Source organism: Flavobacterium flavigenum (assembly GCF_027111255.2).
GTDB lineage: Bacteria > Bacteroidota > Bacteroidia > Flavobacteriales > Flavobacteriaceae > Flavobacterium > Flavobacterium flavigenum.
The window spans coordinates 1,369,071-1,392,937 of the sequence record NZ_CP114285.2; the positions used below are offsets into that span (position 1 = coordinate 1,369,071).

The following is a 23,867-nucleotide window of genomic DNA, read 5'->3' on the forward strand; positions in this document are numbered from 1 at the left end:
GATTTGGGCAATTGGCTTAATTTAAAAATGGTCTTGTATTTGGGGAGTTTTGGCAAATCCGAAAATAAGGCTTAATTTAACCCCAAACCTCTTGTAGCAAGGGAACGTCAGGCTGTGAAAAAACCTTCCTTCTTCTATTAAAGTCTTAAAATTTCGCCGCACTATAATTCCAATAAAGCCTTACACTTGACCGCTTTTTTTAGGCTGTCAATTTCTCTGAATAAAAAACTGTTGCTGTATTTAGCTTTAAATAACTCGTTTTCAGCAAAAACAAGACCTTTTCCTTATAAGGTGAGTTCCATTTTTGGAGTTTGGCAATAAGTTCGGGAACGCCCAATATATTGATACTGCGTTTAATATTATAGACCAGCATAATCAGGCTGTGTTCTCCATTTACTTTATCGAGTCCTGTTAAATTGGTGTGGTTATAGCCCCATTGCCGTTTGATGGTTCCAAAGATGTGTTCGTTTATTTCCTGTCGCTTGCGGTACAGCTGTGGATTTTCCTGATAACGTTTGTTGTTTTCTTCTACGGCATCTGCATATTGGCTACGGTCAATTTCCCTGCCTGCCGCTCTACTGGTGCATAAATGTTTTACAGGACATTCCCTGCATTTGGATGTACGGTACTTTTTAAAATTATAGCTGTCTTTATCGGTTGTTTTCTTATGCCATCTTCCCGTGGTTTGTAGCGTTTGCCCTTCTGGGCAAGTGTAGGTATCATTGGATTTGTTGTATTGAAACCTGGCAACCAAATAAGCAGGCTGTGTGCCGTTTTCGTTGCTTTTTCCTTGCCCGGGCTGCGCTACAATGGTAGTGATGCTGCCTTGTTTGCAGATCTCTATTTGTTTGCCGTTGTGATAACCTTTGTCTACAAGGGCAGTATAAGTTTCAATTCCTAAATTCTCTTTGGCTTCAAGGGCAATAGCCGATAAAGCACTGCGGTCGTTCTTGTTGATAGTGTGCGTGGCTACTACAAGATTGTGTTTGGCATCCACTGCAGCCTGAACATTAAAGGATATTTCAACTACTTGTCCCTGCACTAATAATGCTCTGGCATCACTATCGGTAGTGCTGATTTGAGGCTCTCCACTGGCCTTTAACTTTTCTTCCAGCAAATCATAGCGAAGCTTATTTTGTTTTAAGCGTTCTATCTTTTGTTGGATGTTTTTGATTTTTGGAGCATTTTCTTTTGCATCATTTTCTTCCAAAGCATCTAGATATTCTTGGGTTTTAGCTTCAATGTATTCTAAATGTTTGTCTATTTTCTTTTGGTTGAAATTAGCTTTACGGCTATTGTGCGCCCTGCTTTTAGTTCCATCAATAGCAATGGTTTCACAGCCTATTAAGTCGGCGTCTTTTAAAAACACAACATAGAGTTTAAACAAGTTCTTTAATGCCAATGAATTATTCTTTCTGAAGTCTGATATACTGTGGTAGTTGGGACGAATGTCTTCTAATAACCACTGCATTTCAATATTTCTGAAGGATTCTCTTTCTAATTTTCTGGAGCTTCTTATTCCGTTGATATAGCCGTACAAATAGGCCTTAAGGAACAACGTGGTATTGTAGCTCGGACGGCCTTCTCTTTTAATGGTCTGTACTGAAAACCCTAGTTTGGAAAGGTCTATAAACATAACAAATGCATCTATAAACCGCACTTGATTATCGTGAGCTATAGTGTCTTCCAGACTGGAAATACGCATTTGGTTACGAGAAATTCCTGAGATATGTTGCATCCTTAAAAATACGAAATTTCCTGCTGTAAGAAAACTTTTTTGCTATATTTGATTCGAATACAAACGGAAGTTTTTTCACAGACTGACGTTACCAACAAGGCTAAGATAAAAAAAAAGACAACAGAGAATAATGAACTACGATTTTTTCGCAGACAAAGCAGACAAATTAAAAGTACTTGATTTTATTTTCAAGGACACTGACCTACAAGTTTATGACCTAGGCTCACCTTATGGACAAGAGATCTGTCAATATAAAACTGTTGCAGAAATATCATCAAAGTTTGATCTTGAAATAGACGAATTCGGAACGACATTTCAACTCTGGACGCCACGACATGGAGGCGAACCAACTTTTAGAAAAGTTGACCTTGATCCAAAACGTTGTAACGGACATACGTTTCGTTATTCGACAGATGGTTGGGGACTTATTCAATTGTATTTTGGTGGACTAAAAAACAACGAGCTTAGACATTCGCACATCGGACATTCTAGCGAAAAGAGAGCATTATTATGGGAAGACATTAATAAGTCAAGTGGTCCTGTTAGTTCTTGGGATTGGACTGAAATCCAAGTAACTTCGAGAAAATTAAAATATCAAATCCATAACAAACTTGCGACAAGAAAAATCGGAAGTTTTGGAGTTTTATCGGGTGCAAACCAACTTGAAACACAAGGGATAAAACTAAGATGAAATAACTGCCAAAAAAACAGCCCAGCTGGTAACACTTGCTACAAGAGATTACTCCGTGGACGAGAAACAGGCGATTTTAATCAGTTCTTTTAAGCGAAAAGAATTTAATGAAACTGAAAACGGGCTGACCGAAATCTAAACCGAAATTGAATCTTAAATTGTTATGGAAAAACTAAACGTGAACCGCTTTACGGACAACCTAAAGCGGATTTTTTTGTCGATTTTTTTTGAGATTTAACTGAAGTTTGAAATTCAAAAGCGGAAACTTATTGGAGCGGAAATCGAAAGGCGGAAAAAATTGCCGAAATTGGATTCGACAACTTGGAACGGCAAATCATTCTTGCTTTTCGTCCGTGTCGCAACCTCTCCTAACCGTCGTTACAAGCGATTTGGGCAATTGGCTTAATTTAAAAATGGTTTTGTATTTGTGAGAATTTGGTGAGTCCGAAAAATAACGCTACTATAGTCCCAAACCGCTTGTAGCGACAAACCGTTAGTAGTAATTTACTAGAAAAACCACACAATTATAACACATGAAACTTAAACACTATTTATTTGTATCGTTTTTATTGATCGCAACTTCAACTATTTATTCGCAAAACGACAAAAAACTTTATGAAATTATTATTTTTAAATGGACAAAAGTGGAAAATAAAGATGTCATGAAAGTGATAAAAATTGATTCACTTGGAAATATTTTTTTGTCGAAACAAAAAACCGAAAAAAAAGTTGAGTTAAAAAATTTTACAAAAAAAATTAATCAGTTCATTTTAGAAGAGAAACTTGAAAAAGTTCCTGGAGACAACAATCCGCCAAGAATGAGTTTAATACCAGCCGAAGGAAAACAAACTATTGCAATTTCCATAGTTTTTTTAGATGATTACCGAAAGGAAACTAATTTAGCGAACAATACATATTATTCTTGGACAAAAACAGGATTAGAAATCAATAGTGAAGATTATTTGATTTTTAAATATTTAAACAAAACTGATATCAATACAATAAAAAGTCTTCTAAAATAAACTACTACTAACACTTGCTACAAGAAAGCAATGATAAAAATCGATAAAATTAACTTTGAAAAGAGTATTAAAAATAAAATGCTAATCTTTAAAGAAGATTGGTACTTAATCTTTGACAAGTTTTTTATAGTAGTCTATTTATCTGGAATAAGCTTTATGTTTAGTTTTATCATAGTTAAAGAAGAAAAGAAAGAATATTTAATCTTATTGTTACCAATTGCTTTTGTTTTATTTGGAGTATATCGAAAAATTACTGAAAAGAAATTATCTACAATTTGTTTTAGAAAATCAACGGAAGAAAAAAGACAAATTGTTGAAGATTTTTGTACCCAAAAAAAGTTTGAAATTCAGCTTAGCTCCAATAAAGTTGTAATTTTAAAAGAGCAACATGGTTTTGGAAATTATCATCGTTCATATGTTTTTTTATTGGACGATGAGGCTTTTTACTATTGTACGCTAAGAGACAATTTTAGAACTAATTTTCCATCAATTTGGAGTCATTATTTTGTAAAGAGAGACTTTATGAAATTTTTGAAACTAAGAGCTTAATTTTGCCTTCTTGGAACACTTGCTACAAGAGATTTGGGCAATTGGCTTAATTTAAAAATGGTCTTGTATTTGGGAAGTTTAGGCAAATCCAAAAACAAGGCTTAATTTAATCCCAAACCTCTTGTAGCAAGGGAACGTCAGGCTGTGAAAAAACTAAGTCAAAAACAGAAACTATTCAGAGCCTGTCGAAGAAAAAATTCATACAGCTTATTCTTAAATCCTCCTTTTGATTTTATCCAGATTCAGATGTGACCAGTAATTTTACAAAATTGATATGAAAGAAAATTGGCTTTTTATTAAAACTCCAGATCATTACGGAAACCTGGAAATTATTTAGATTGATGATGATAACCCTGATTATTTTATCGTTGAAAAAATAATAAAATCTTTCTAATTAAAAAAGGAAACAAAAATGAAAAGCTAAGCGAGACAGAACATAAATTTATAAATCAAAATCGGATTAGATTTTTCAGAAATGGAAAAATTCATAAAGTTTTAAGCGAGGAAAAGTCTATAACTGATGATTGTGTATTCGAGAATGATTACGAAAAACTTAACACAACAGAAACTGAATTAACAGAAACTGAAATTCAAAATTTAAAGTTTGAGTTTAATTGGAATGGAGAAAAAAAGAATCTTAAGTTCAATGAGATAATTGACTCGCCAGATATACAAGAAATAAATAGACACTTGAATAAAGAAGGAAGTATAATTGTTCTTGATAAAATTAAATGAAACGTTATTTGTCTCTCTTTATATAGACAATTATCTTGACAAACTGATTCCTATAAAATACGTAGACAGACAAAAAATGATTTTATATGGTTTTCCAAAAGAACCTTATGAAATTAATTGTTCAATAATAGAATAAAAATTATGAAAAAACTCCTACTGAACTTGATTTAATTACAATGAAAAAGAAAAAAAAACGTGAAGAATTCCAGGAATAATTAAACCAATAAACAAAAAAATGAGTTTTGACAGAAAAATAAACTCAGCTTTTTCCGAAAAAAAACAATGAAAAAATAACAACGATAAAACAGAAAAGTTGAAACAACTCCTGCCTACTTTTGCCGTCACCCTATGAGCATTCCTAGCAACATAGGGCAAACGAACAAATTATTTTACTTTTATAACAACTTTTCCCTTAGCACGACTTGACTCAACATAAGAAAGTGCTTCATTTGTTTGTTCAAACGGAAATACTTTATCAACTATTGGATGAATTTTTCCAGCTTCAATCAACTTGGTAATTTCGGTTAATTGTTTGCCTTCTGCTCTCATAAATAAGAACTTAAAATTGACATTCAGCTTTTTTGCTTTTCGTCTTACCGACAAACTCAATAACCCCATCAGCATTTGAAAAGGCCAAGCCAAACCAATTTTCTTAGCAAATTCGGCTGTTGGGGGTCCTGTTAATGAAACAAGTGTGCCGCCCGATTTTAGAATTTTTAAAGATTTTTCAAGAATTTCAGCTTCTCTATTGCTATGCAATACCACATCATAATCTTTTAAAATAGTAGCAAAATCTTGCGTTTTGTAATCAATCACTAAATCAGCACCCAGGCTTTTAACCAAAGTAGTATTTGTTGAACTGGTTGTAGTAGCTACAAAAGCCCCAAGATGCTTTGCTAATTGAATAGCAAAAGTTCCCACACCTCCAGAACCTGCTTGAATGAATACTTTTTGACCTTTCTTTAAGTTTGCAATTTCCACCAGCGCTTGCCAAGAGGTAAGTCCGACTAAAGGAACAGAAGCCGCTTCTTCCATCGAAATAGTTTTAGGTTTCAGAGCTAAATCGGTTTCATTAACTGCAATATATTCTGCAAAAGTTCCAATCCTGAAATCGCCTACCCGTGAGTAAACTTCATCCCCTACTTTAAACTTAGAAACTTTATTTCCTACTTTTGTGATAACACCGGCCATATCATGTCCATTAACAAAAGGAGTTTTGTAGGGTAGAAAAAGCTTGAATTCGCCATTTCTGATAAGTGAATCCAATAAATTCACACCAGCACTATCGATTTGAACCAAAACTTCATTTTCGTTTATGCCTGGCGCATTTACATTGTTTAAATGTAATGTTTCTTTTTTGCCGTATTTTTTTACTATGAATGCTCTCATTATTTTTACTTTATAGTTTCTAAATAACTTTTTCGTAATTCATCGCTTCCACTGACTACGTTTCCAAAAAAAGTAGTTTCAGTTTTAATGCCACAAAATTCAAAAATACCTTGTTCAATTACTCTAATTTGCGCTTGGTTCATTTGGGTTTCTTCATAAATAGCTGTTGGTGTATTCGTATTTATGTAAACGTGTGCTGTTTTCCCTGTTAACAAACCAAGTGGTCCATTTTCGGTTATTTGAAATGCAAATCCGTGTGAAAAAGCCCGGTCGATGAATCCTTTTAACATAGCAGGCATTTGTGCCCACCACATTGGGTAAACAATCGTTAAATGGTCTGCCCAGTGTATCAGTTTTTGATAATGCGCAATATCATTAGGCATTTCCTTACCCATAAACATGTGTTCAATATCAGGCATTTCTAAAACCGGATTAAACTTCTCTCCATAAAGATCGATAATTTTAACCTCTTCTCCTCTGTCCTTTGCTTTTTTTTCAACTTCATCAACAATAGCTTTTGTAAAACTTGCAGGATTTAAATGCGAATAAATGATAAGATGTTTCATAATTGTAAATTTTAAAATGTTGTTATTTGTTTAATTGTTTCAGAATACTTTTTTCCAAAATTCCATAAGCAAAATGCTGCATATTAATTAGCATTGTAGTGCCTTTACCCACAATATTTCTAAATTTTGGTTGTTTGGTTTGAATCACTTTAATCACTTTTTCTGCTACAAGAATTGGATCTTCTGCTTTATTTAATAACTCATCAGAAAATTTTTGAATCTTTTTTCTTAAAGCGTTATAGTCGGGAATTTTATTTACAGCAGCAGTTGAATTAGTTATGACATTAGTTTTAAATGCTGCGGGTTCAATCATAGCTACCTCAATATTAAATTCATTCAACTCATATCGCAATGATTTGAAATATCCTTCTAAAGCGTGTTTTGAAGCGGCATAATAGGCTGTATTAGGAAAAGACACAAGCCCTATGATAGAGGTTACTGTAATAATTTTACCTGATTTTTGTTTTCTAAAATGCGGCAATATTGCGTTTGTAACCTTAATAGTTCCCCAGAAGTTGGTTTCTAATTGTTGTCTGCCCAACTCAATAGGCGTTTCTTCCGCAATTCCTGACACATAAAACCCGGCATTATTGATAAGGACATCTAATTTAGAAATTTGTTGAAAAAGCCTTTCTGAAAAAGTACGTATTGATTGCTCTGAATCTAAATCTAATGCTATCATTTTGAACGGCACAGTTGCCGCATACTTTTCAGGATTTCTACTGGTACCAATTACATTAAAGCCCGTTTGATGTAATTGGTTTGCAATTAACAAACCAAAGCCTGAAGATGCTCCTGTAATTAAAATTGTTGGTTTCATTTTATTTCTTTTAAATATTATTTTGTAAGTTCGCTTTCTTTTTGCAAGTGCAAATATATAAACTACTTTTAAAATGCAAGTGAATTTTTTGAAATATTTTTAGAGTGATGGAAAAAAATAAAAAAAGATCAAACTGTCCAATTAGCTGTACCCTTGATATTTTGGGAGATAAATGGTCGTTATTGATAATTAGAGATATGATGTTTCGTCAAAAATCGACTTATGGTGAATTTTTAAAATCGGAAGAAAAAATTGCCACCAATATTTTGGCTTCAAGACTACAAAATCTCGAAGAAAATGAGCTTATTAAAAAGTCAGAACACCCGGAAAGTAAAGCTAAAGTGTTATATAAACTTACACAAAAAGCAATCGATTTATTACCTGTTATTGTAGAAATATATTTCTGGGCTGATAAATATTTTGACGTTCCAACTGACATTAAATCGATGATAAACGATGCCAAAAAAGGAAAAGAGGAATTTATAAAAGCCACAACAAAACACTTAAAAAAACAAATAGCAAGTTAAAAAAAGGTGAACGGATAACAGGTGTTTGCAGTTATCATATCCTAATATCATACTAAACAATATTATCAAACATAAAAAAGATATTAACTCTTTTTGTATTTTTAAACTTCAGTAACATGTACACTCAGGAAGTCAAAAAAATAAATCGAAAAATATGAGTTTTAGTAGCGGTTATTCAAACGTCAACGGTTTGAAGATGTATTATGAAATCTATGGTGAAGGCGAACTTCCACTTGTTTTGGTTCATGGCGGCGGATCGACAATTCAGACAAACTTTGAAAAAATTATTACTTTACTCGAAAAAAAAAGAAAGGTGATTGCCGTTGAGCTGCAATCACATGGGCGAACTAATGACCGAAATTCTGACCTTACATTTGAACAAGACGCCGACGATGTATTCACGCTCTTAAAAAATCTAAATATTAATAAAGCTGATTTTTTAGGTTTCAGTAACGGAGGGACAACAACACTTCAGATTGCGATACGTCATCCTGAAATTACGAATAAAATTGTTTTAGCATCTGCACTTTCAAAACGAAACGGAGTTTTTGATTGGTTTTGGGAGTTCATATCTCAAGCCAGATTAGAGAATATGCCACAGCAATTAAAAGAAGGATATGAAAAAGTTGCAGAGAATAAGGCAGATTTACAAATTATGCATGACAGGGACGTAAAAAGAATGATAAACTTTAAGGACATTCCCGACGAACAAATAAGAGGCATAAAAATCCCGGTTCTAATTATAATTGGAGACAAAGATGTTATTACGCCAGAGCATGCATTAGAATTAAATCGTCAAATTACTGATTCTGAATTAGCTATTATACCTGGAGTTCATGGGGAATATATTGGAGAAATTACAACTTTAAAACCGGACTTTAAAGAAGATGAGTTGATAGTCCCATTAATTGAAAAATTTTTGAATAAACCTAACAACCGCTAACTGAAGTCAGGCAACATGATTTTTTTGTCCAACAGCAACATTTTTCACGTACAATTTTTGTATTGCCGGTAGTACGCAATCCGCTTTTTCGCAGAAATCGCCTGTCAAACCGTTATTCGTAACGCTATGACCTATGAATGATAAAAAAATGAAAAATAAAATTATAAATACTGACAATTCTAAAACGACCATCTTAATCCGATTGATGGTTGGTACGGTATTCCTTTCCGAAGGAATTCAGAAGTTTTTATTTGCAGACAAACTTGGAGCAGGACGATTTGAAAAAATTGGCTTGCCTTTACCTGAATTTTTAGGCGGTTTTGTAGGCAGTTTTGAAATTGTTTGCGGAATTCTAATCCTTATCGGACTCATGACAAGACTGGCAAGTGTGCCCCTCATCATCATAATGTTGGTAGCTATGGGAACAACAAAATCGGAAATTTTAGCTGATAAAGGTTTCTGGGAAATGATGCACGAAAGCAGAACCGATTGGGCAATGCTTTTGGGAAGTATCTTTTTACTCATTAAGGGAAGTGGCTGTTGGTCGGTGGACAAAACTTTTAAAAAAAATGAAGCATAATGCGGATTTAAAAGATATTGCCAGTCTCTTCCTTAAACTCGGCATTATTGGTTTTGGCGGGCCTGCAGCACATATTGCCATGATGCAGGAAGAAGTCGTGACAAAGCGAAAGTGGCTGACCGAACAGCATTTCCTGGACTTAATGGGAGCAACCAACCTAATTCCCGGACCAAACAGCACCGAAATGGCAATCCATATCGGTCACGAAAAAGGTGGCTGGAAAGGGTTGCTAATTGCAGGTCTTTGTTTTATTCTGCCTGCCGTTTTTATAACCGCAATTTTTGCTTTTCTATATAAACAATACGGGCAACTTCCAGAGGTACAACCTTTTATTTACGGGATAAAACCAGCTATAATCGCCATTATTTTGGGAGCTGTCTTTCCATTGGCAAAGAAATCGTTAAAATCGGCTCAGCTGATAATTATTGGGTTACTTGTTTTGCTTGGGGCTTTATCCAGTGTTAACGAAATTTATTTGATGTTTGGAGCTGGTTTTGTTGCTCTGTTTTTGAGATATTTTAGAAATATGAAACGAAATAATCTCAACAGTTTTTTTACTTTGCCAATATTACAAATCACCAGCACGACTGTAATTTCTGCAACCAGCGGCAACTTATTTTGGATTTTTCTAAAGATCGGCGCTATCCTTTACGGAAGCGGATATGTTTTATTTGCATTTCTTGATACAGAATTAGTCTCGACCGGGCTTTTAACACAACAACAATTAATTGATGCCATTGCCGTGGGACAATTCACACCTGGGCCCGTTTTTTCTTCGGTAACATTTATTGGCTACCAGATAAATGGCTGGGTAGGTGCTGTCGTTTCGACAATTGCTATATTTTTACCTTCATTTGTTTTTGTTGCATTGCTCAACCCTATCGTAAAGAAAATGCGAAACTCAAAACCATTTTCTGCATTTTTAGATGCTGTAAATGTGGCTTCTGTGGCCATAATCGCAGCCATTTGTTTTGAAATGGGCAAAGACACCATCACTGAATGGCGGACAATTTTGATTTCGGTTTTAAGTATTACAATCGCATTTGGATACAAGAAATTAAATAGTGCTTTTGTTGTTTTGGGTGGTTCATTAATCGGCTATTTATTGACACTAATATGATGTAAAGAACTCGGCAAAAAAAGTATGAACTTCACAAAAGCAGTTTAGCAAAATGGTTAAATACTAAATTCAACTGCCTTTCTTCAATATAGCTTCTTAATATCACATCGCCAATGCTAAAAACCTCAGTTTGTGAATATGCTTCTTATTCTTAGCTCCGTATAATTGCAAAATTGATGAGCTTTCTACTTTTAATTTTGCCTGACATTTAAGCTTTGGAAATATTATGAAATTATAAAAACTTTATTTCATAACTTAGATTTCTTTTAAAGCAAAAATGCCATGACTAAGAAATCCATAGCCCGAAACTTCTTAAAACTCGCTGCAACAGGGCATTCCCATGAAGCATTCCGTTTACATGTAAGCAAGGATTTTAAACATCATAATGCCTATTTCAAAGGTGATGCCGACACACTAATGCTGGCTATGGAAGAATCTGCAAGAACAAATCCTAATAAAATTTTAAAAATTCATCATATCCTGAGTGATGGTGATATGGTCGCAGTGCATTCACATGTTCAACAAAATTCAACAGATTCAGGCGTAGCTGTGGTTCATATATTTCGTTTTGAATCAGATAAAATAATTGAGCTTTGGGATTTGGGACAGCCTATTCCAAAGAAAAGCATTAATGAAAATGGAATGTTTTAACTAACGAAAAATGGCTAAAATTAAAACTACAGAAACAGACAGCAGCGTGATTGATTTTATTAACACCGTTGCAGAAGATCCTAAAAGGAATGATGTTTTTGAACTTCTGAAAATAATGGAGGAAGTAACCGGCTTTGAACCTAAAATGTGGGGACCTGGTATTATTGGTTTTGGAAGTTATCATTATAAGTACGAAAGTGGACACGAAGGAGAAGCTCCATTAACCGCTTTTTCTCCCAGAAAAGATGCGATTTCACTTTACCTCAGTTCTTCTTTCGAAAATAAAGAGGAACTTCTTTCTAAATTCGGAAAACATAAAGCCGGAAAAGGCTGTATTTATATCAAAAAATTAAGTGATATAAATACTGATATTTTAAAACAAATCATTTCGCTTTCGGTTGACTATTTAAAAAAATCATATCCTTCAAATTAACTCTCATGATTACCACAATAAGTATTATTTTACTTGCCATTCTTTTTTATTTCTTACTGCATCCCCGATTCGGGAAAAAACCTTCTGGCGAAAGACTTGCGTTAATTAAAAAATCGCCTCAATTTAAAAATGGAAGATTCGAAAACATAAGCTTTACTCCCGAACTTGCAGAAGGTTATGGCTATTTTGAAGTTTTGTATGAGTTCTTCTTTAAAAAAGTTGATCGAAAAATTCCAACTGATACTATTCCTTCCACAAAAACCAATTTATCAGAACTTTCTCCTGAGGAAAATATAATGGTCTGGTTTGGTCATTCTTCTTACTTTATTCAACTCGAAGGAAAACGGTTTTTAATCGATCCTGTTTTCAGCGGCAATGCCTCCCCTGTTTATGGCAGTACAAGATCATTCAAAGGAACAGATATTTATACAGCAGATGATTTTCCTGAAATTGATTATTTATTAATTACTCATGATCATTATGATCATCTTGATTATAAAACCATAATGGACTTAAAACCTAAAATAAGAACGGTGATCTGTCCGTTAGGAGTTGGTTCCCACTTTGAGTTTTGGAAATTTCCTGTCGAAAATATTATTGAGAAAGACTGGCACGAAAAAGTAGAATTAGATCAAAACTTAACACTTTATACCACACCATCAAGACATTTTTCCGGCAGAAGTATCAATCGCTGTAATACGCTCTGGACATCATTTGTATTAGAAAGCAAAGATTTCAAAATGTATTTGGGCGGAGACAGTGGTTACGATTCTCATTATGCGCAAATTGGAGAAAAACATGGCCCATTTGATATTGTACTGCTTGATAACGGTCAGTACAATGAAAAGTGGAAATACATTCACAATATGCCTGAAGATGTAATAAATGCAATGAAAGACCTGAAAGCGAAAAGAGCATTTCCTGTACATAATTCAAAATTTCCCTTGTCTCTTCATCCCTGGGATGAGCCATTGGTTAAAATAACAGAATTAAATGCTGCATCAGAAAATCCGATTCCACTTATTACACCCATGATTGGTGAATTAGTTGAACTGAAAAATGAAAAACAACAATTTAAACAATGGTGGAAAGGTGTGAAATAGCCAAAAAAATGAAAAATGTTTTCTGCCTCCAGATTAAGAATAAACCAAAAAGCCCTTAAATGACGATATCAAATTTCAATTTACAGCCGGAGATTTTAGAAAATGAAACCATAAAATTAATTCCGCTTCAGGAAGGTCATTTTGAGGCTTTGTATGAATTAGCCTCAGACCCTTTAGTTTGGGAACAGCATCCTATTAAAGACCGGTATAAAAAAGAAAAATTTATGCCTTTTTTTGAGGCGGCTGTAAATTCAAAAGGTGCTTTTTTAATTTCAGACCGAAAAACAAACGAAGTTATCGGCACTACACGGTTCTATGATTACAATCCTGAAAAATCTAATGTAGGGATTGGTTATACTTTTATTGGTAGAAAATTCTGGGGCGGCCCTTATAATGCAGCAACAAAAAAGCTGCTGATTGATTATGCTTTTGAAACCGTTAGTTCTATCCTTTTTCATGTTGGCGCAGAAAATATCCGTTCTCAAAAAGCTGTGTTAAAATTGGGCGCGGTAAAAATAAACGAAATGTTTTTTCCTCATAATGGGATCGATTTACCTCACTTCGAATATGAATTGCGTAAAGAAAAAAGTTAAAAATGAGTATTTTTGCCGCTAAATACAAGTCATAGGCACTAAGATCTTAGTTCTTAATTTATGACTATAACCTGTAAATAAAAAAATAATGAAAAGAATAACAGTCTTTTGCGGATCCAGTTTCGGTACTGAAGAAATTTACACACAACAAGCAGTATTATTAGGAGAAACATTAGCAAAGCAAAATATAGAATTGGTTTATGGCGGTGCGAATGTAGGTTTGATGGGTGCAGTTGCAGATGGCGTTTTAAATAACGGTGGAAAAGCAATTGGAGTCCTGCCTGATTTTTTAAGATCAAAAGAAATTGCGCATCTGGGGTTAACGGAACTTATTCTGGTTGAAAGCATGCACGAAAGAAAAACCAAAATGAATGATTTATGCGATGGTGTCATTGCACTGCCTGGTGGATTTGGAACCCTTGAAGAGCTTTTTGAAATGCTTACCTGGGCTCAATTAGGACTGCATAAAAAACCAATCGCAATTTTAAACATCAACGGTTTTTATGATTCCCTGATTCAACTAACTGAAAATATGGTGAGCAAAGGCTTATTGAAAGACGTGAATCAGCAGATGCTTTTAGTAAGTGATAACATTGATGATTTACTGAATAAAATGAAGAATTACAAAGCTCCAACTGTTGGAAAATGGATTGAAAAAGAAGAAGTTTAGTCACTTTTGACAGGGTGATTTTTAGTTTTTAACACAATTTCCGGAATAACTTTCTTATCTTGTGGCTCCAAAAAACTGAAAATCCGTTATCAAAAATGAAATATTTAAAAGCCTATTACCTTCTATTCGCCCTTATTATATCTGTAAATTTAATAAATGCTCAGGATACTGATACCGGAAACTGGTTTATGTATTTTGGAAATCAGGCCATCAACAAAAAATGGAACTGGCATAATGAAGTACAATACCGTAATTATAATTTTGCAGGAGATACTCAGCAGCTATTATTAAGAACGGGAATTGGCTACAATCTTACCGAAAACAATAACAATATTTTGTTAGGTTACGGTTTTATCAATTCACAAAATTATATTCCCGGAACTGATGATAAGAAAGGCAATAACGAACATCGTATTTTCCAGCAGTTTATAACACGCCAAAATTTTGGAAGGATTTATCTGCAACACCGTTATCGCGTGGAAGAACGCTTTTTGGAAAATGATTTTCAAATGCGTTTTCGTTATTTTTTAGCTTTGAATGTCCCAATAAATAAACCCAAAATGGAAGACAATGCCTTTTATTTTTCAGCCTATAACGAAATTTTCATAAACGCAGAATCTCCTGTTTTTGACAGAGACCGTCTTTATGGCGCATTAGGTTATATGATCAATAAGAATTTCAGGGTTGAAGCTGGTTTTATGCGACAAATACAGGAAAAAACCGGACGAAATCAATTTCAGATTGCAGTTTACAATTCTATACCTTTTAACAGTAGTAAATAACCTTTTAAAATCTGTAGATATGGCAACAGTAAATAATAATTTTGCAAAAGCCGAAATGTTGATAAGAAAACCTGTCTCAGAAGTTTTTCAGACTTTTATTAACCCTGAAATTACCAGTAAATTCTGGTTTACTAAAGGATCCGAAAAATTAGAAGAAGGTAAATCAGCTCAATGGTCCTGGGAGATGTATGGTTTCTCTCTTACTATTTTTACTAAAGTAATTGAAGAAGATAAACGAATTGTAATTGAATGGGGAAATAGCGGAGAAGAGACCATTGTAGAATGGATTTTTAATGCTTTGGATGAAAAAGAAACTTTTTAGCATCACTAATTATAATTTCAAAGGTGATGCTGATACAATACTCTCTGAAGTTCGCAATTCTACTGAAGGTTTCACATTGGTTTTAGCCGGTGCAAAAGCTTTTTTGGAGCATAACATTCAGTTGAATTTAGTCCTGGACAGATTTCCAAAAGGTTTGAGTTAATCAACTAAAAATAAAGTCATGGCAGCTGTACCTATTTCTAAACCAGCAAATGTTGATGAATATATTGGATGTTTCCCAAGCGATGTTCAGGAAGTATTAGAAAAAATCCGAATGACAATTCACAAGGCAGCTCCTGATGCTAAGGAAAAAATCAGTTACTCCATGCCGGCATTTGAACAAAACGGAATTGTGGTGTACTTTGCCGCATTTAAAAATCACATTGGCCTTTATGCATTGCCAAGCGGTCATTCAGCATTTAAAGAAGCTCTTTCTAAATATAAATCGGGCAAAGGCTCTGTACAATTTCCATTAAATCAGTCAATACCATTCGATTTAATTACCAAAATTGTAAAATTCAGAGTACAGGAAAATCTTGAAAAAGTAAAAAGTAAAAATAAATAATCGATTATGAATTTATCTGAACATTACAATACGCTTTTCAAAACATCATCTGAACTGATTTTATCTGAAACTTATTCTATAGATTCTAAAATTAGGGATGATTCAGATAAAAGATTTGGCGTTACTTTGCTAATTCGCCCGAATGATGAAATAAAAAATAATATTCAGGCATTCCTAAAAGAAATAAAAAAAGCAGAACCGGAGCAATACTACTATCCAAATGCTGATATTCATATAACTGTTCTATCCATTATTTCGTGTACTGAAGGTTTTACACTGAATCAGTTTCCTACGTCACAATACGTTGAAATTATTGAAAAAAGCCTGGTAGATATAAATGAAATAGAGATAGAATACCGGGGCGTTACGCTATCTCCCTCAGCGATAATGGTTCAGGGTTTTCCATCTGATGATTCATTGAATACCTTCCGTAGTAAATTACGCGAAAACTTTAAAAAATCTTCCCTACCGCAAAGTATGGACAGCCGTTACACTTTAACCGCTGCGCATTCGACAATTATGCGCTTTCAGAATAAATTACAAAACCCAAAAAAGCTTATTGAAATTGTTGAAAAATTCAGAAATCACAATTTTGGAAAATTCACCGTCGATAAAATTGAATTAGTTTTTAACGACTGGTATCAGCGTGAAAAGAACACTGTAAATATGTGCGATCTTTATCTGAAATATTTTTAGGCTTGTTTTCTTTTTAACCTTTTTTCAAAATATTTCCTAATCCTTTTCCAATCTGTTCAATCGCTTCTATACCTTTTGTCAATGGAGTTGCGGTAAAGTCTTCATAAGCATCCATTGCACTTTCTTTTCGCCCATCCTGTGGGTAAACCAGGATCAGGTTATTATCACTGAAGGATTTTTCAAATTTCTGTGGCAATTTATCAAAGATAGACTGATAAGAAACAGACCCTTTTCTTGACAGATTAAACACAATCAAATCTGTTGGTTTAATTTCATCCGAAATAGCTTCAAAATCATCCCAGTCTAAAATACTTTTGAAAGCCAGTTTTGTATTTAATTTCAGGTTATTCACTATTTGCTGAATTGCCTGATATGTTTTATATTCCCCATAAATAACTATCTGAGTGCTTAATTCCTGTGCTAACCTGCATATTTTCTGGATTAAAGGCTGAAATCCGATTCCTCTTTCAGAAAAAGGCGGACAAATGAAAACCAGTCTTTTCTCTTCGACAAAAGGTTTTTGAAACCTGCAGATAAAAAGGTTTTTATCAACATTATTGATGATAGAATCAACATTTTCTCCAAAAATCTTGTCGAGAAAACCTGTTTTTCTTGGCCATCCAATGATTACAATATCAGACATAATTTCTTTGGAGGTCCTTGCTATACCACTAGCCGGATTGTGATCTATTCTTGCAATGGTATTGATCTTAATTTCAGAAGCAGATCCCTGAATAACAAATTTATCAACTGCTTTTTGATATTTTAAAATATTAATTTCGGCCTGATCATTATTAGGAACAATGGTCAATAATGTGACTGGATTGGCTGATTTTTTGTCCTTGATTAAAAGAGCAAAATCCAGTAAAGGTTCCGTTGCCGATGTTTTGGCTAAGGGAATTAAAATGTGTTCATCTAAAATCTGATCTTTATGAGCATCCTGAGGAGAAATCTCTTCTTCACAAATCGCAATTTTTTTAGCGGCTTTTTCGGTAGCAAAAGAAGCGACAATGCAGGTAATCAATATTAAGATAATAGTTCCGTTTAATATATTCTCATCCAGAATATTTGCTTTAAATCCAACCAAAATGACTGCCAGTGTAGCCGCAGCATGTGCACTGCTTAATCCGAAAATGAGCTGTCTTTCAGTTTTCGTGTATTTAAAAACAATCTGCGTAAAAAATGCGGCAATCCATTTTCCAAAAATAGCTACTACACTCAAAGTTGCAGCAACAATAAGAGCTGTTGGACCACTTAAAATCACACTGATATCAACAAGCATCCCCACAGAAATCAGAAAAAACGGAATGAACAAGGCGTTCCCAATAAACTCAATCCTGTTCATTAAAGCAGAAGAGTGCGGAATTAAAGGATTTAAAGCCAAACCTGCCACGAAAGCACCAATAATAGGCTCTACTCCTGCTACTTCGGCTAAAAATGCAGCAAAGAAAACTACAGAAAGGACAAAAATATAATGCGCATGTTTTTCACTTTCCAGTTTTTTAAAGAACCATTTTGCTACTCTTGGAATCACCAGAAACATGATGGCTGAAAATATAGCCAGTGAAATGGTTAATTTTATCCAGAAAGCCTGATTAAGATTTCCCTCACTGCTTCCCATAATGACGGCCAGAATAATCAAAACAGCTGTATCTGTCAGAATAGTTCCTCCGACAGTTATAGCAACCGCCTGATTTTTAGCTATACCTAATTTACTTACGATCGGATATGCCACCAACGTGTGCGTTGCAAACATACTTGCGGTTAAAAAACTGGCGTTAAAATCATATTGTAGTAAATAATAACAAACCGGAAACCCAATAGTAAGTGGAAAAATAAAAGTAAAAAATCCGAATAATAAACTTTTGTTGCGGTTTGCTTTAAACTCATTCATGTCGAGTTCAAGACCTGCAATAAACATAATATAAAGCAATCCAATAGTTGAAAATAAATCGACTGCGGAGTTTTTGGCCAGAATATTAAGTCCGTGAGGCCCAATTACCACACCTGAAATAATCAAACCAATAATTCCCGGAATATTAATTTTTTTAAGTAAAATGGGACTTAATAAAATTATGAAAAGTATCAACGAAAAAATTAATACGGGATTGTTAAGCGGTAGTTCAAATTCTTGTATTAAATGCCTGAAAAATTCTATCATAGTGTAATTTTAGCTGCTGGGTATCTTATTGCTTAAGTCAAACCAGATACTCAAAGTTGCCGTTTATATCAATTTTTAAAAAACTAAAAAGCGAGTTTTTTAGAGAAATTCCCTTTACAAAAATACCCAAAAAGGGCTGAACTTTTTATCAAAGTCCTATATTTACTAATTAATTTTATTTCATTGATAAATTATTATTATTTAATATATTTTTTAACAAAACTGCAACATTAACAAATAAAAAAGAAACTTCTTTGCATTATTCAATTATCTTTGTTTGAATAAAATTGGAACAATGGAAGAATGTATTTCTGTTTTCGACATGCTTAAAATTGGCGTTGGCCCATCAAGTTCCCATACACTGGGACCCTGGAGGGCAGCGGAGCGTTTTTTAAAAGAACTGAGAGCGCAATCCATTTTAGATCAGATCACTAAAGTCAAAGTTGATCTTTACGGGTCACTTTCCCTTACAGGAAAAGGCCATGCTACCGATTTAGCAGTTATGCTGGGGCTAAGCGGTCAGGACCCCGAATATATCCCGATAGAGAATATTTCAGGAATTATTAAAACAATTGAAACCAAAAACGAGATTGTTTTGGGCAATGAGCTTACAATTCCGTTTTATTTTCTTCAGGATATTGTTTTCAATAAAGACTTCCTTCCATTCCATGCCAACGGATTAAAATTTACAGCTTATAAAGATGATAATGCTGAATACGAATCTACTTTCTATTCTATCGGTGGCGGTTTTGTAGTGAAAGAAGAACGCACCAATGCCATAAATAAGATTGCCATTAAATGTGCTTTTCCATTCATGATCGATAATGCCGATGACTTATTGAAATATACCATTCAGGAAAACAAAAAGATTTCTGAAATTGTATATGAGAATGAAAAATCGATGCGCTCTGAAGAAGCAATTCATACAGAATTAATGCGAATCTGGAAAACCATGCTGGAATGTATGTACATTGGCTGCCACTCTGAAGGAATCCTTCCGGGAGGACTGAATGTTCGCAGACGAGCTTTTGATATGCACCAGAATCTGATTGGTTTATCTAATTATAATAATCCGCAATCCTGGCTGGAAGAAATCAGGAAAACCGAAGTAAAATTTCGTCAGATTTTAAAATGGGTAAGCTGTTTTGCTTTGGCTGTTAATGAAGTCAATGCATCATTAGGACGCGTTGTTACGGCTCCTACAAACGGTAGCGCAGGCGTAATTCCGGCTGTTTTAATGTATTATTTAGTTATCGAAAACCATAATGCAAGTGAAAAAGAAATCAAACAGTTTTTGATGGTAGCCGGAGAAATAGGAAGTTTGTTCAAACAGGGTTCTACAATTTCTGCAGCAATGGGCGGATGCCAGGCCGAAATTGGCGTTTCGTCCTCAATGGCTGCTGCTGCACTTTGCGAATTAATGGGCGGAACTCCTGCCCAGGTTTTAATGGCTGCCGAAATTGCCATGGAGCATCATTTAGGTTTAACCTGTGACCCAATTGGCGGTCTGGTTCAGATTCCGTGTATCGAAAGAAATACAATGGGTGCCATAAAAGCCATCAACGCAGCCGAACTTGCGCTTGAAACCGATTCTAAAAATGCGAAAGTGCCACTGGATAAAGTAATCAATACCATGTGGGAGACGGCAAAAGATATGAATTCAAAATATAAAGAAACTTCAGAAGGCGGTTTGGCAATTGCAGTAAATATGGCCGATTGTTAGTATAATATTGCTTAATTTCGCAGAAAAATTTCGTTTTAAAGAAAATCAACTTTAAGACTATTCAAAAAAACTAAAAAAAGTATCAATGTCAGCAGCAAAAAAAGATTATAAAAGAATCACTACAAAGTCGTTAATCGAAATGAAAAGCCATGGAGAAAAAATTTCTATGCTGACGGCTTATGATTATACAATGGCAAAAATTGTTGATACTGCAGGTGTAGATGTAATTTTGGTAGGCGACTCTGCTTCAAATGTAATGGCGGGACATGAAACTACCCTTCCTATTACTTTAGATCAAATGATTTACCACGCTTCATCAGTTGTCCGTGCAGTTGAGAGAGGTCTTGTGGTGGTTGATTTACCTTTTGGAAGTTATCAGTCTGATCCTAAAGAAGCTTTGCGCTCTGCTATCCGAATCATGAAAGAAAGCGGCGGGCATGCTGTAAAACTTGAAGGTGGAAAGGAAATTAAAGAATCTATCCGAAAAATATTAAATGCTGGAATTCCTGTAATGGGCCATTTAGGTTTAACACCTCAGTCCATTTACAAATTTGGTACTTACAGTGTTCGCGCCAAAGAAGATGAAGAAGCCGAAAAACTGATTGAAGATGCCAAAATGCTTGAAAAAGTGGGGTGTTTTGCAGTAGTGTTAGAAAAAATACCTGCTGATTTAGCAGAAAAAGTAGCCAAAAGTATTTCTATCCCGGTTATCGGAATTGGAGCCGGAGGTGGTGTTGACGGACAGGTTTTGGTAATCCATGATATGTTAGGAATGAACAATGAATTCAGCCCGCGTTTCCTTCGCCGTTATCTGAATTTGTATGAAGAAATGACCAAAGCAATAGGTCAGTATGCTGCTGATGTGAAATCGAAGGACTTTCCTAATGAGAAAGAGCAATATTAATATAGAGATTGTTCGATTTTTGGAATATTCGATTTTTAGATCAGAAAGATTAGTATCAGACTTAATAAAACAGAACTATTTATAAATATTTACAATGCATCGATTTAAGGATTTAGAAATTTGGAAATCAAGTAGAAAATTTTGTTCTGAAATTTATAGTGTAACTTCTGATTTTCCAGATGCTGAAAGGTTTGGGTTAGTAAATCAACTTCGGCGTGCCTCTGTTTCTATTCCTTCAAATATAGCTGAAGGCTGTTCGAGAAGCAGTAATAAAGATTTTTCAAGATTTCTTGAAATTGCTATTGGTTCGATTTTTGAAATCGAAACTCAGTTATTGATTTCTTTTGATTTAGGTTATATTGATCAAATGAAATTAGACGAATTATGTCTTAATTTAGATAAAATTGTAAAAATGACTTCTAAATTTAAATCAACATTAATTTAATCTTCGTCTTTCGATCCTAAAATCCAATAATCTAAAAATCAATTTTGAAAATAATTTCCAATAAAAATAATCTCCAAATCCTCCACGAAGACAACCATATTATTGTAGTCAATAAACGTGTAGGCGATATTGTTCAGGGCGACAAAACAGGCGACAAACCTTTATCTGATATTGTAAAAGAATACATCAAAGAAAAATATAATAAACCCGGCGATGTTTTTCTGGGTGTAATTCATAGGCTAGACCGTCCCACAACGGGGATTGTGGTATTTGCCAGAACCAGCAAGGCATTGTCAAGAATGAATGAATTGTTTAGCAACCGTGAAACTAAAAAAACATATTGGGCTATTGTAAAAAATAAACCTCAGGAACAAGCAGCTAAACTCGTTCATTATCTAAAAAGAAACGAAAAGAACAATACTTCAAAAGCGCATTTGAAAGAAGTTCCGGACAGCAAAGTGGCCAGTCTGGATTATAAAATTATTAAAGAGCTCCAAAATTATACTGCTTTAGAGATTAATCTTCATACCGGGCGCCATCATCAAATCCGTGCCCAGTTATCTGCTATTGGCTCTCCCATAAAAGGTGATTTAAAATATGGGGCTGACAGAAGCAACCCTGACGGAGGGATTCACCTGCATGCCCGAAAATTAGTTTTTATCCATCCCGTTTCAAAAGAAAGCATCACTATAACAGCGCCAACTCCGGATGAAACGATCTGGAATGCTGTATGATTTTTATGATTTAATTGTCAGATTTTCAATTTATATCCGTTAACTTGCATAGCCAAAATTTAAGTTTTCACTAAAATGGACTACAAAAACGATATAAAGTACCGAAAAGAAACGCTTAAAAAATTACTTTTCAATATTCAGAAGGATGAGGATTTAATTGTGAAAGCCTTGTTTGATGATTTTAAAAAACCGGAATTTGAAGCTGTTTTAACAGAAACTAATTATGTTATTTCAGAATTAAAAAACACCATCAAAAATATTGACAAATGGGTGAAACCCATACGTGTTTTTCCTTCCCTGCTCAATTTTCCTTCTACCGATTTCATTTATAAGGAACCTTACGGAAACGTATTAGTCATAGCTCCCTGGAATTATCCTTTTCAACTTGCTTTATGTCCCTTGATTTCTGCAGTTGCTGCCGGGAATAAAGTGGTTTTAAAACCTTCAGAACTTACTCCGAATACAGCTGGCATCATTGCCAAAATCATTGAAAAATCATTTCACATCAATCACGTGGAAGTTGTTCAGGGCGGTGTTGAAGTCTCTGATCAGCTGCTGGCCAAACGATGGGATTATATTTTCTTTACCGGCAGTGTTCCGGTTGGCAAAATTGTAGCCAAAGCTGCTGCAGAACATCTCACGCCCATCACCTTAGAATTAGGAGGCAAAAATCCGTGTGTCATTGATCAGACCGCTAATTTAAAACTGGCTGCCAAGCGTATTGTCTGGGGAAAATTCATCAATGCCGGACAAACCTGTATTGCCCCGGATTACATTCTTATCCAAAAAAACATGAAGATCAATTTTATTACGTATCTGATTGAAGAGATTATCCTGGCTTATGGAAAGAAAATAAAGAATTCCCCTGATTATGCCCGGATCATCAACAGTAAAAACTGGGTACGCCTAACCGGTATGATTGCTTCAGAAAAATTAATTTTTGGAGGAGAATCGGATGCTAATGATTTTTACATTTCGCCAACTCTTATTGATGAACCTGCATTAGACAGTCTTGTCATGAAAGAAGAAATTTTTGGTCCGATATTACCGATTTTAGTTTATGAATCTGAGAATGATATTGATACGCTAATAAGCCAATATGAAAAACCGCTGGCATTTTATATTTTCAGCGAAAATGATTCTTTTGCTAAAAAAATGATTAAACGCTATTCTTTTGGTGGCGGCTGCATCAATGATACTGTCGCTCATTTTACCAATAAACGGCTGCCTTTCGGAGGAGTAGGCCATAGCGGAATGGGTGCTTATCACGGAAAACTAAGTTTTGATGTTTTCTCCCATCACAAATCAATTGTCAAAAAAGCCAACTGGCTTGATCTCCCTATGCGTTATGCTCCTTACAAAGATAAATTAAAGGCGATTAAGAAATTGTTAGACTGCATTTAAA

General features: G+C 34.5%; 25 protein-coding genes and 1 pseudogene. 21 read left to right on the top strand and 5 right to left on the bottom strand.

Annotated elements, in window-relative coordinates; genetic code table 11:
• Positions 1-199: 199 nt before the first annotated feature.
• Positions 200-1,738 (bottom strand): IS1182 family transposase, encoded by a 1,539-nt coding sequence (locus OZP09_RS05030; protein WP_281309990.1) that lies wholly within the window; start codon positions 1,736-1,738, stop codon positions 200-202.
• Between the two features lie 130 nt (positions 1,739-1,868).
• Here OZP09_RS05030 and OZP09_RS05035 point away from each other — a divergent pair, with 130 nt between their 5' ends.
• The 3 genes from OZP09_RS05035 to OZP09_RS05045 all read left to right on the top strand — a co-directional run bounded on the left by OZP09_RS05035 (position 1,869) and on the right by OZP09_RS05045 (position 4,000).
• Entirely contained in the window at positions 1,869-2,429 is a 561-nt protein-coding gene (locus OZP09_RS05035; protein WP_269236834.1) for a hypothetical protein, read from the top strand.
• A gap of 533 nt (positions 2,430-2,962) precedes the next feature.
• The gene (locus OZP09_RS05040) at positions 2,963-3,451 is read left to right on the top strand and encodes a hypothetical protein (RefSeq protein ID WP_281310397.1); all 489 of its coding nucleotides are present in this window, start codon (positions 2,963-2,965) and stop codon (positions 3,449-3,451) included.
• Positions 3,452-3,481: 30 nt separating this feature from the next.
• A complete protein-coding gene (locus OZP09_RS05045) occupies positions 3,482-4,000 on the top strand; it encodes a hypothetical protein (RefSeq protein WP_269236836.1) in 519 nt (172 codons plus the stop codon).
• 1,119 nt (positions 4,001-5,119) lie between these two features.
• Here OZP09_RS05045 and OZP09_RS05050 read toward each other — a convergent pair.
• The 3 genes from OZP09_RS05050 to OZP09_RS05060 are packed head-to-tail and all read right to left on the bottom strand — an operon-like array spanning position 5,120 to position 7,510.
• Positions 5,120-6,124: an NADP-dependent oxidoreductase gene (locus tag OZP09_RS05050; protein ID WP_269236837.1), complete on the bottom strand. Its 1,005-nt coding sequence runs from the start codon at positions 6,122-6,124 to the stop codon at positions 5,120-5,122.
• Positions 6,125-6,129: 5 nt separating this feature from the next.
• Positions 6,130-6,690, bottom strand: coding sequence for an NAD(P)H-dependent oxidoreductase (locus tag OZP09_RS05055; RefSeq protein WP_281310398.1), 561 nt, complete (start codon positions 6,688-6,690; stop codon positions 6,130-6,132).
• 22 nt (positions 6,691-6,712) lie between these two features.
• Positions 6,713-7,510: an SDR family NAD(P)-dependent oxidoreductase gene (locus tag OZP09_RS05060; RefSeq protein WP_269236839.1), complete on the bottom strand. Its 798-nt coding sequence runs from the start codon at positions 7,508-7,510 to the stop codon at positions 6,713-6,715.
• A 107-nt stretch (positions 7,511-7,617) separates the two neighbouring features.
• Between OZP09_RS05060 and OZP09_RS05065 the strand changes: the two genes are divergently transcribed.
• The 13 genes and pseudogenes from OZP09_RS05065 (at position 7,618) to OZP09_RS05125 (ending at position 16,495) form a co-directional block, all read left to right on the top strand.
• On the top strand, positions 7,618-8,037 hold the full coding sequence (locus tag OZP09_RS05065; protein ID WP_269236840.1) for a winged helix-turn-helix transcriptional regulator: 420 nt from the start codon (positions 7,618-7,620) through the stop codon (positions 8,035-8,037).
• Positions 8,038-8,191: 154 nt separating this feature from the next.
• Entirely contained in the window at positions 8,192-8,980 is a 789-nt protein-coding gene (locus tag OZP09_RS05070; RefSeq protein WP_281310399.1) for an alpha/beta fold hydrolase, read from the top strand.
• 148 nt (positions 8,981-9,128) lie between these two features.
• On the top strand, positions 9,129-9,560 hold the full coding sequence (locus OZP09_RS05075) for a DoxX family protein (RefSeq protein ID WP_269236843.1): 432 nt from the start codon (positions 9,129-9,131) through the stop codon (positions 9,558-9,560).
• On the top strand, positions 9,550-10,680 hold the full coding sequence (gene chrA, locus OZP09_RS05080) for a chromate efflux transporter (protein ID WP_269236844.1): 1,131 nt from the start codon (positions 9,550-9,552) through the stop codon (positions 10,678-10,680). The genes OZP09_RS05075 and chrA overlap by 11 nt, the downstream gene beginning before the upstream one ends.
• A 282-nt stretch (positions 10,681-10,962) precedes the next feature.
• The gene (locus OZP09_RS05085) at positions 10,963-11,331 is read left to right on the top strand and encodes a nuclear transport factor 2 family protein (protein WP_269236845.1); all 369 of its coding nucleotides are present in this window, start codon (positions 10,963-10,965) and stop codon (positions 11,329-11,331) included.
• A gap of 10 nt (positions 11,332-11,341) precedes the next feature.
• Positions 11,342-11,764: a DUF1801 domain-containing protein gene (locus tag OZP09_RS05090; RefSeq protein ID WP_269236846.1), complete on the top strand. Its 423-nt coding sequence runs from the start codon at positions 11,342-11,344 to the stop codon at positions 11,762-11,764.
• A 5-nt stretch (positions 11,765-11,769) separates the two neighbouring features.
• Positions 11,770-12,867 carry an MBL fold metallo-hydrolase gene (locus OZP09_RS05095; protein WP_269236847.1) on the top strand — a complete coding sequence of 366 codons (1,098 nt, stop codon included), beginning with the start codon at positions 11,770-11,772 and terminating at the stop codon, positions 12,865-12,867.
• Between the two features lie 59 nt (positions 12,868-12,926).
• Complete coding sequence (locus OZP09_RS05100; protein ID WP_281310400.1) at positions 12,927-13,460, top strand: GNAT family N-acetyltransferase; 534 nt, start codon at positions 12,927-12,929, stop codon at positions 13,458-13,460.
• 88 nt (positions 13,461-13,548) lie between these two features.
• A complete protein-coding gene (locus OZP09_RS05105) occupies positions 13,549-14,130 on the top strand; it encodes an LOG family protein (protein WP_269236849.1) in 582 nt (193 codons plus the stop codon).
• Positions 14,131-14,225: 95 nt separating this feature from the next.
• Entirely contained in the window at positions 14,226-14,912 is a 687-nt protein-coding gene (locus OZP09_RS05110; protein ID WP_269236850.1) for a DUF2490 domain-containing protein, read from the top strand.
• A gap of 19 nt (positions 14,913-14,931) precedes the next feature.
• A pseudogene (locus OZP09_RS05115) lies at positions 14,932-15,397 on the top strand (SRPBCC family protein).
• A gap of 18 nt (positions 15,398-15,415) precedes the next feature.
• Positions 15,416-15,799 (top strand): iron chaperone, encoded by a 384-nt coding sequence (locus OZP09_RS05120; protein WP_269236851.1) that lies wholly within the window; start codon positions 15,416-15,418, stop codon positions 15,797-15,799.
• Positions 15,800-15,805: 6 nt separating this feature from the next.
• Complete coding sequence (locus OZP09_RS05125; protein WP_281310401.1) at positions 15,806-16,495, top strand: 2'-5' RNA ligase family protein; 690 nt, start codon at positions 15,806-15,808, stop codon at positions 16,493-16,495.
• A gap of 13 nt (positions 16,496-16,508) precedes the next feature.
• Here the strand turns inward: OZP09_RS05125 and OZP09_RS05130 are convergent, their stop codons facing one another.
• On the bottom strand, positions 16,509-18,656 hold the full coding sequence (locus OZP09_RS05130; RefSeq protein ID WP_281310402.1) for a cation:proton antiporter: 2,148 nt from the start codon (positions 18,654-18,656) through the stop codon (positions 16,509-16,511).
• A 295-nt stretch (positions 18,657-18,951) separates the two neighbouring features.
• Here OZP09_RS05130 and OZP09_RS05135 point away from each other — a divergent pair, with 295 nt between their 5' ends.
• From OZP09_RS05135 to OZP09_RS05155, 5 genes are all read left to right on the top strand, one after another.
• Positions 18,952-20,379, top strand: a complete 1,428-nt coding sequence (locus OZP09_RS05135; RefSeq protein ID WP_269237819.1) for an L-serine ammonia-lyase — start codon at positions 18,952-18,954, stop codon at positions 20,377-20,379.
• Positions 20,380-20,464: 85 nt separating this feature from the next.
• On the top strand, positions 20,465-21,283 hold the full coding sequence (gene panB, locus OZP09_RS05140) for a 3-methyl-2-oxobutanoate hydroxymethyltransferase (protein ID WP_269236854.1): 819 nt from the start codon (positions 20,465-20,467) through the stop codon (positions 21,281-21,283).
• Between the two features lie 94 nt (positions 21,284-21,377).
• Positions 21,378-21,728: a four helix bundle protein gene (locus tag OZP09_RS05145; RefSeq protein ID WP_269236855.1), complete on the top strand. Its 351-nt coding sequence runs from the start codon at positions 21,378-21,380 to the stop codon at positions 21,726-21,728.
• A 44-nt stretch (positions 21,729-21,772) separates the two neighbouring features.
• Complete coding sequence (locus OZP09_RS05150; RefSeq protein ID WP_269236856.1) at positions 21,773-22,462, top strand: RluA family pseudouridine synthase; 690 nt, start codon at positions 21,773-21,775, stop codon at positions 22,460-22,462.
• A gap of 75 nt (positions 22,463-22,537) precedes the next feature.
• The gene (locus OZP09_RS05155) at positions 22,538-23,866 is read left to right on the top strand and encodes an aldehyde dehydrogenase (protein WP_281310403.1); all 1,329 of its coding nucleotides are present in this window, start codon (positions 22,538-22,540) and stop codon (positions 23,864-23,866) included.
• Position 23,867 lies beyond the last annotated feature (1 nt).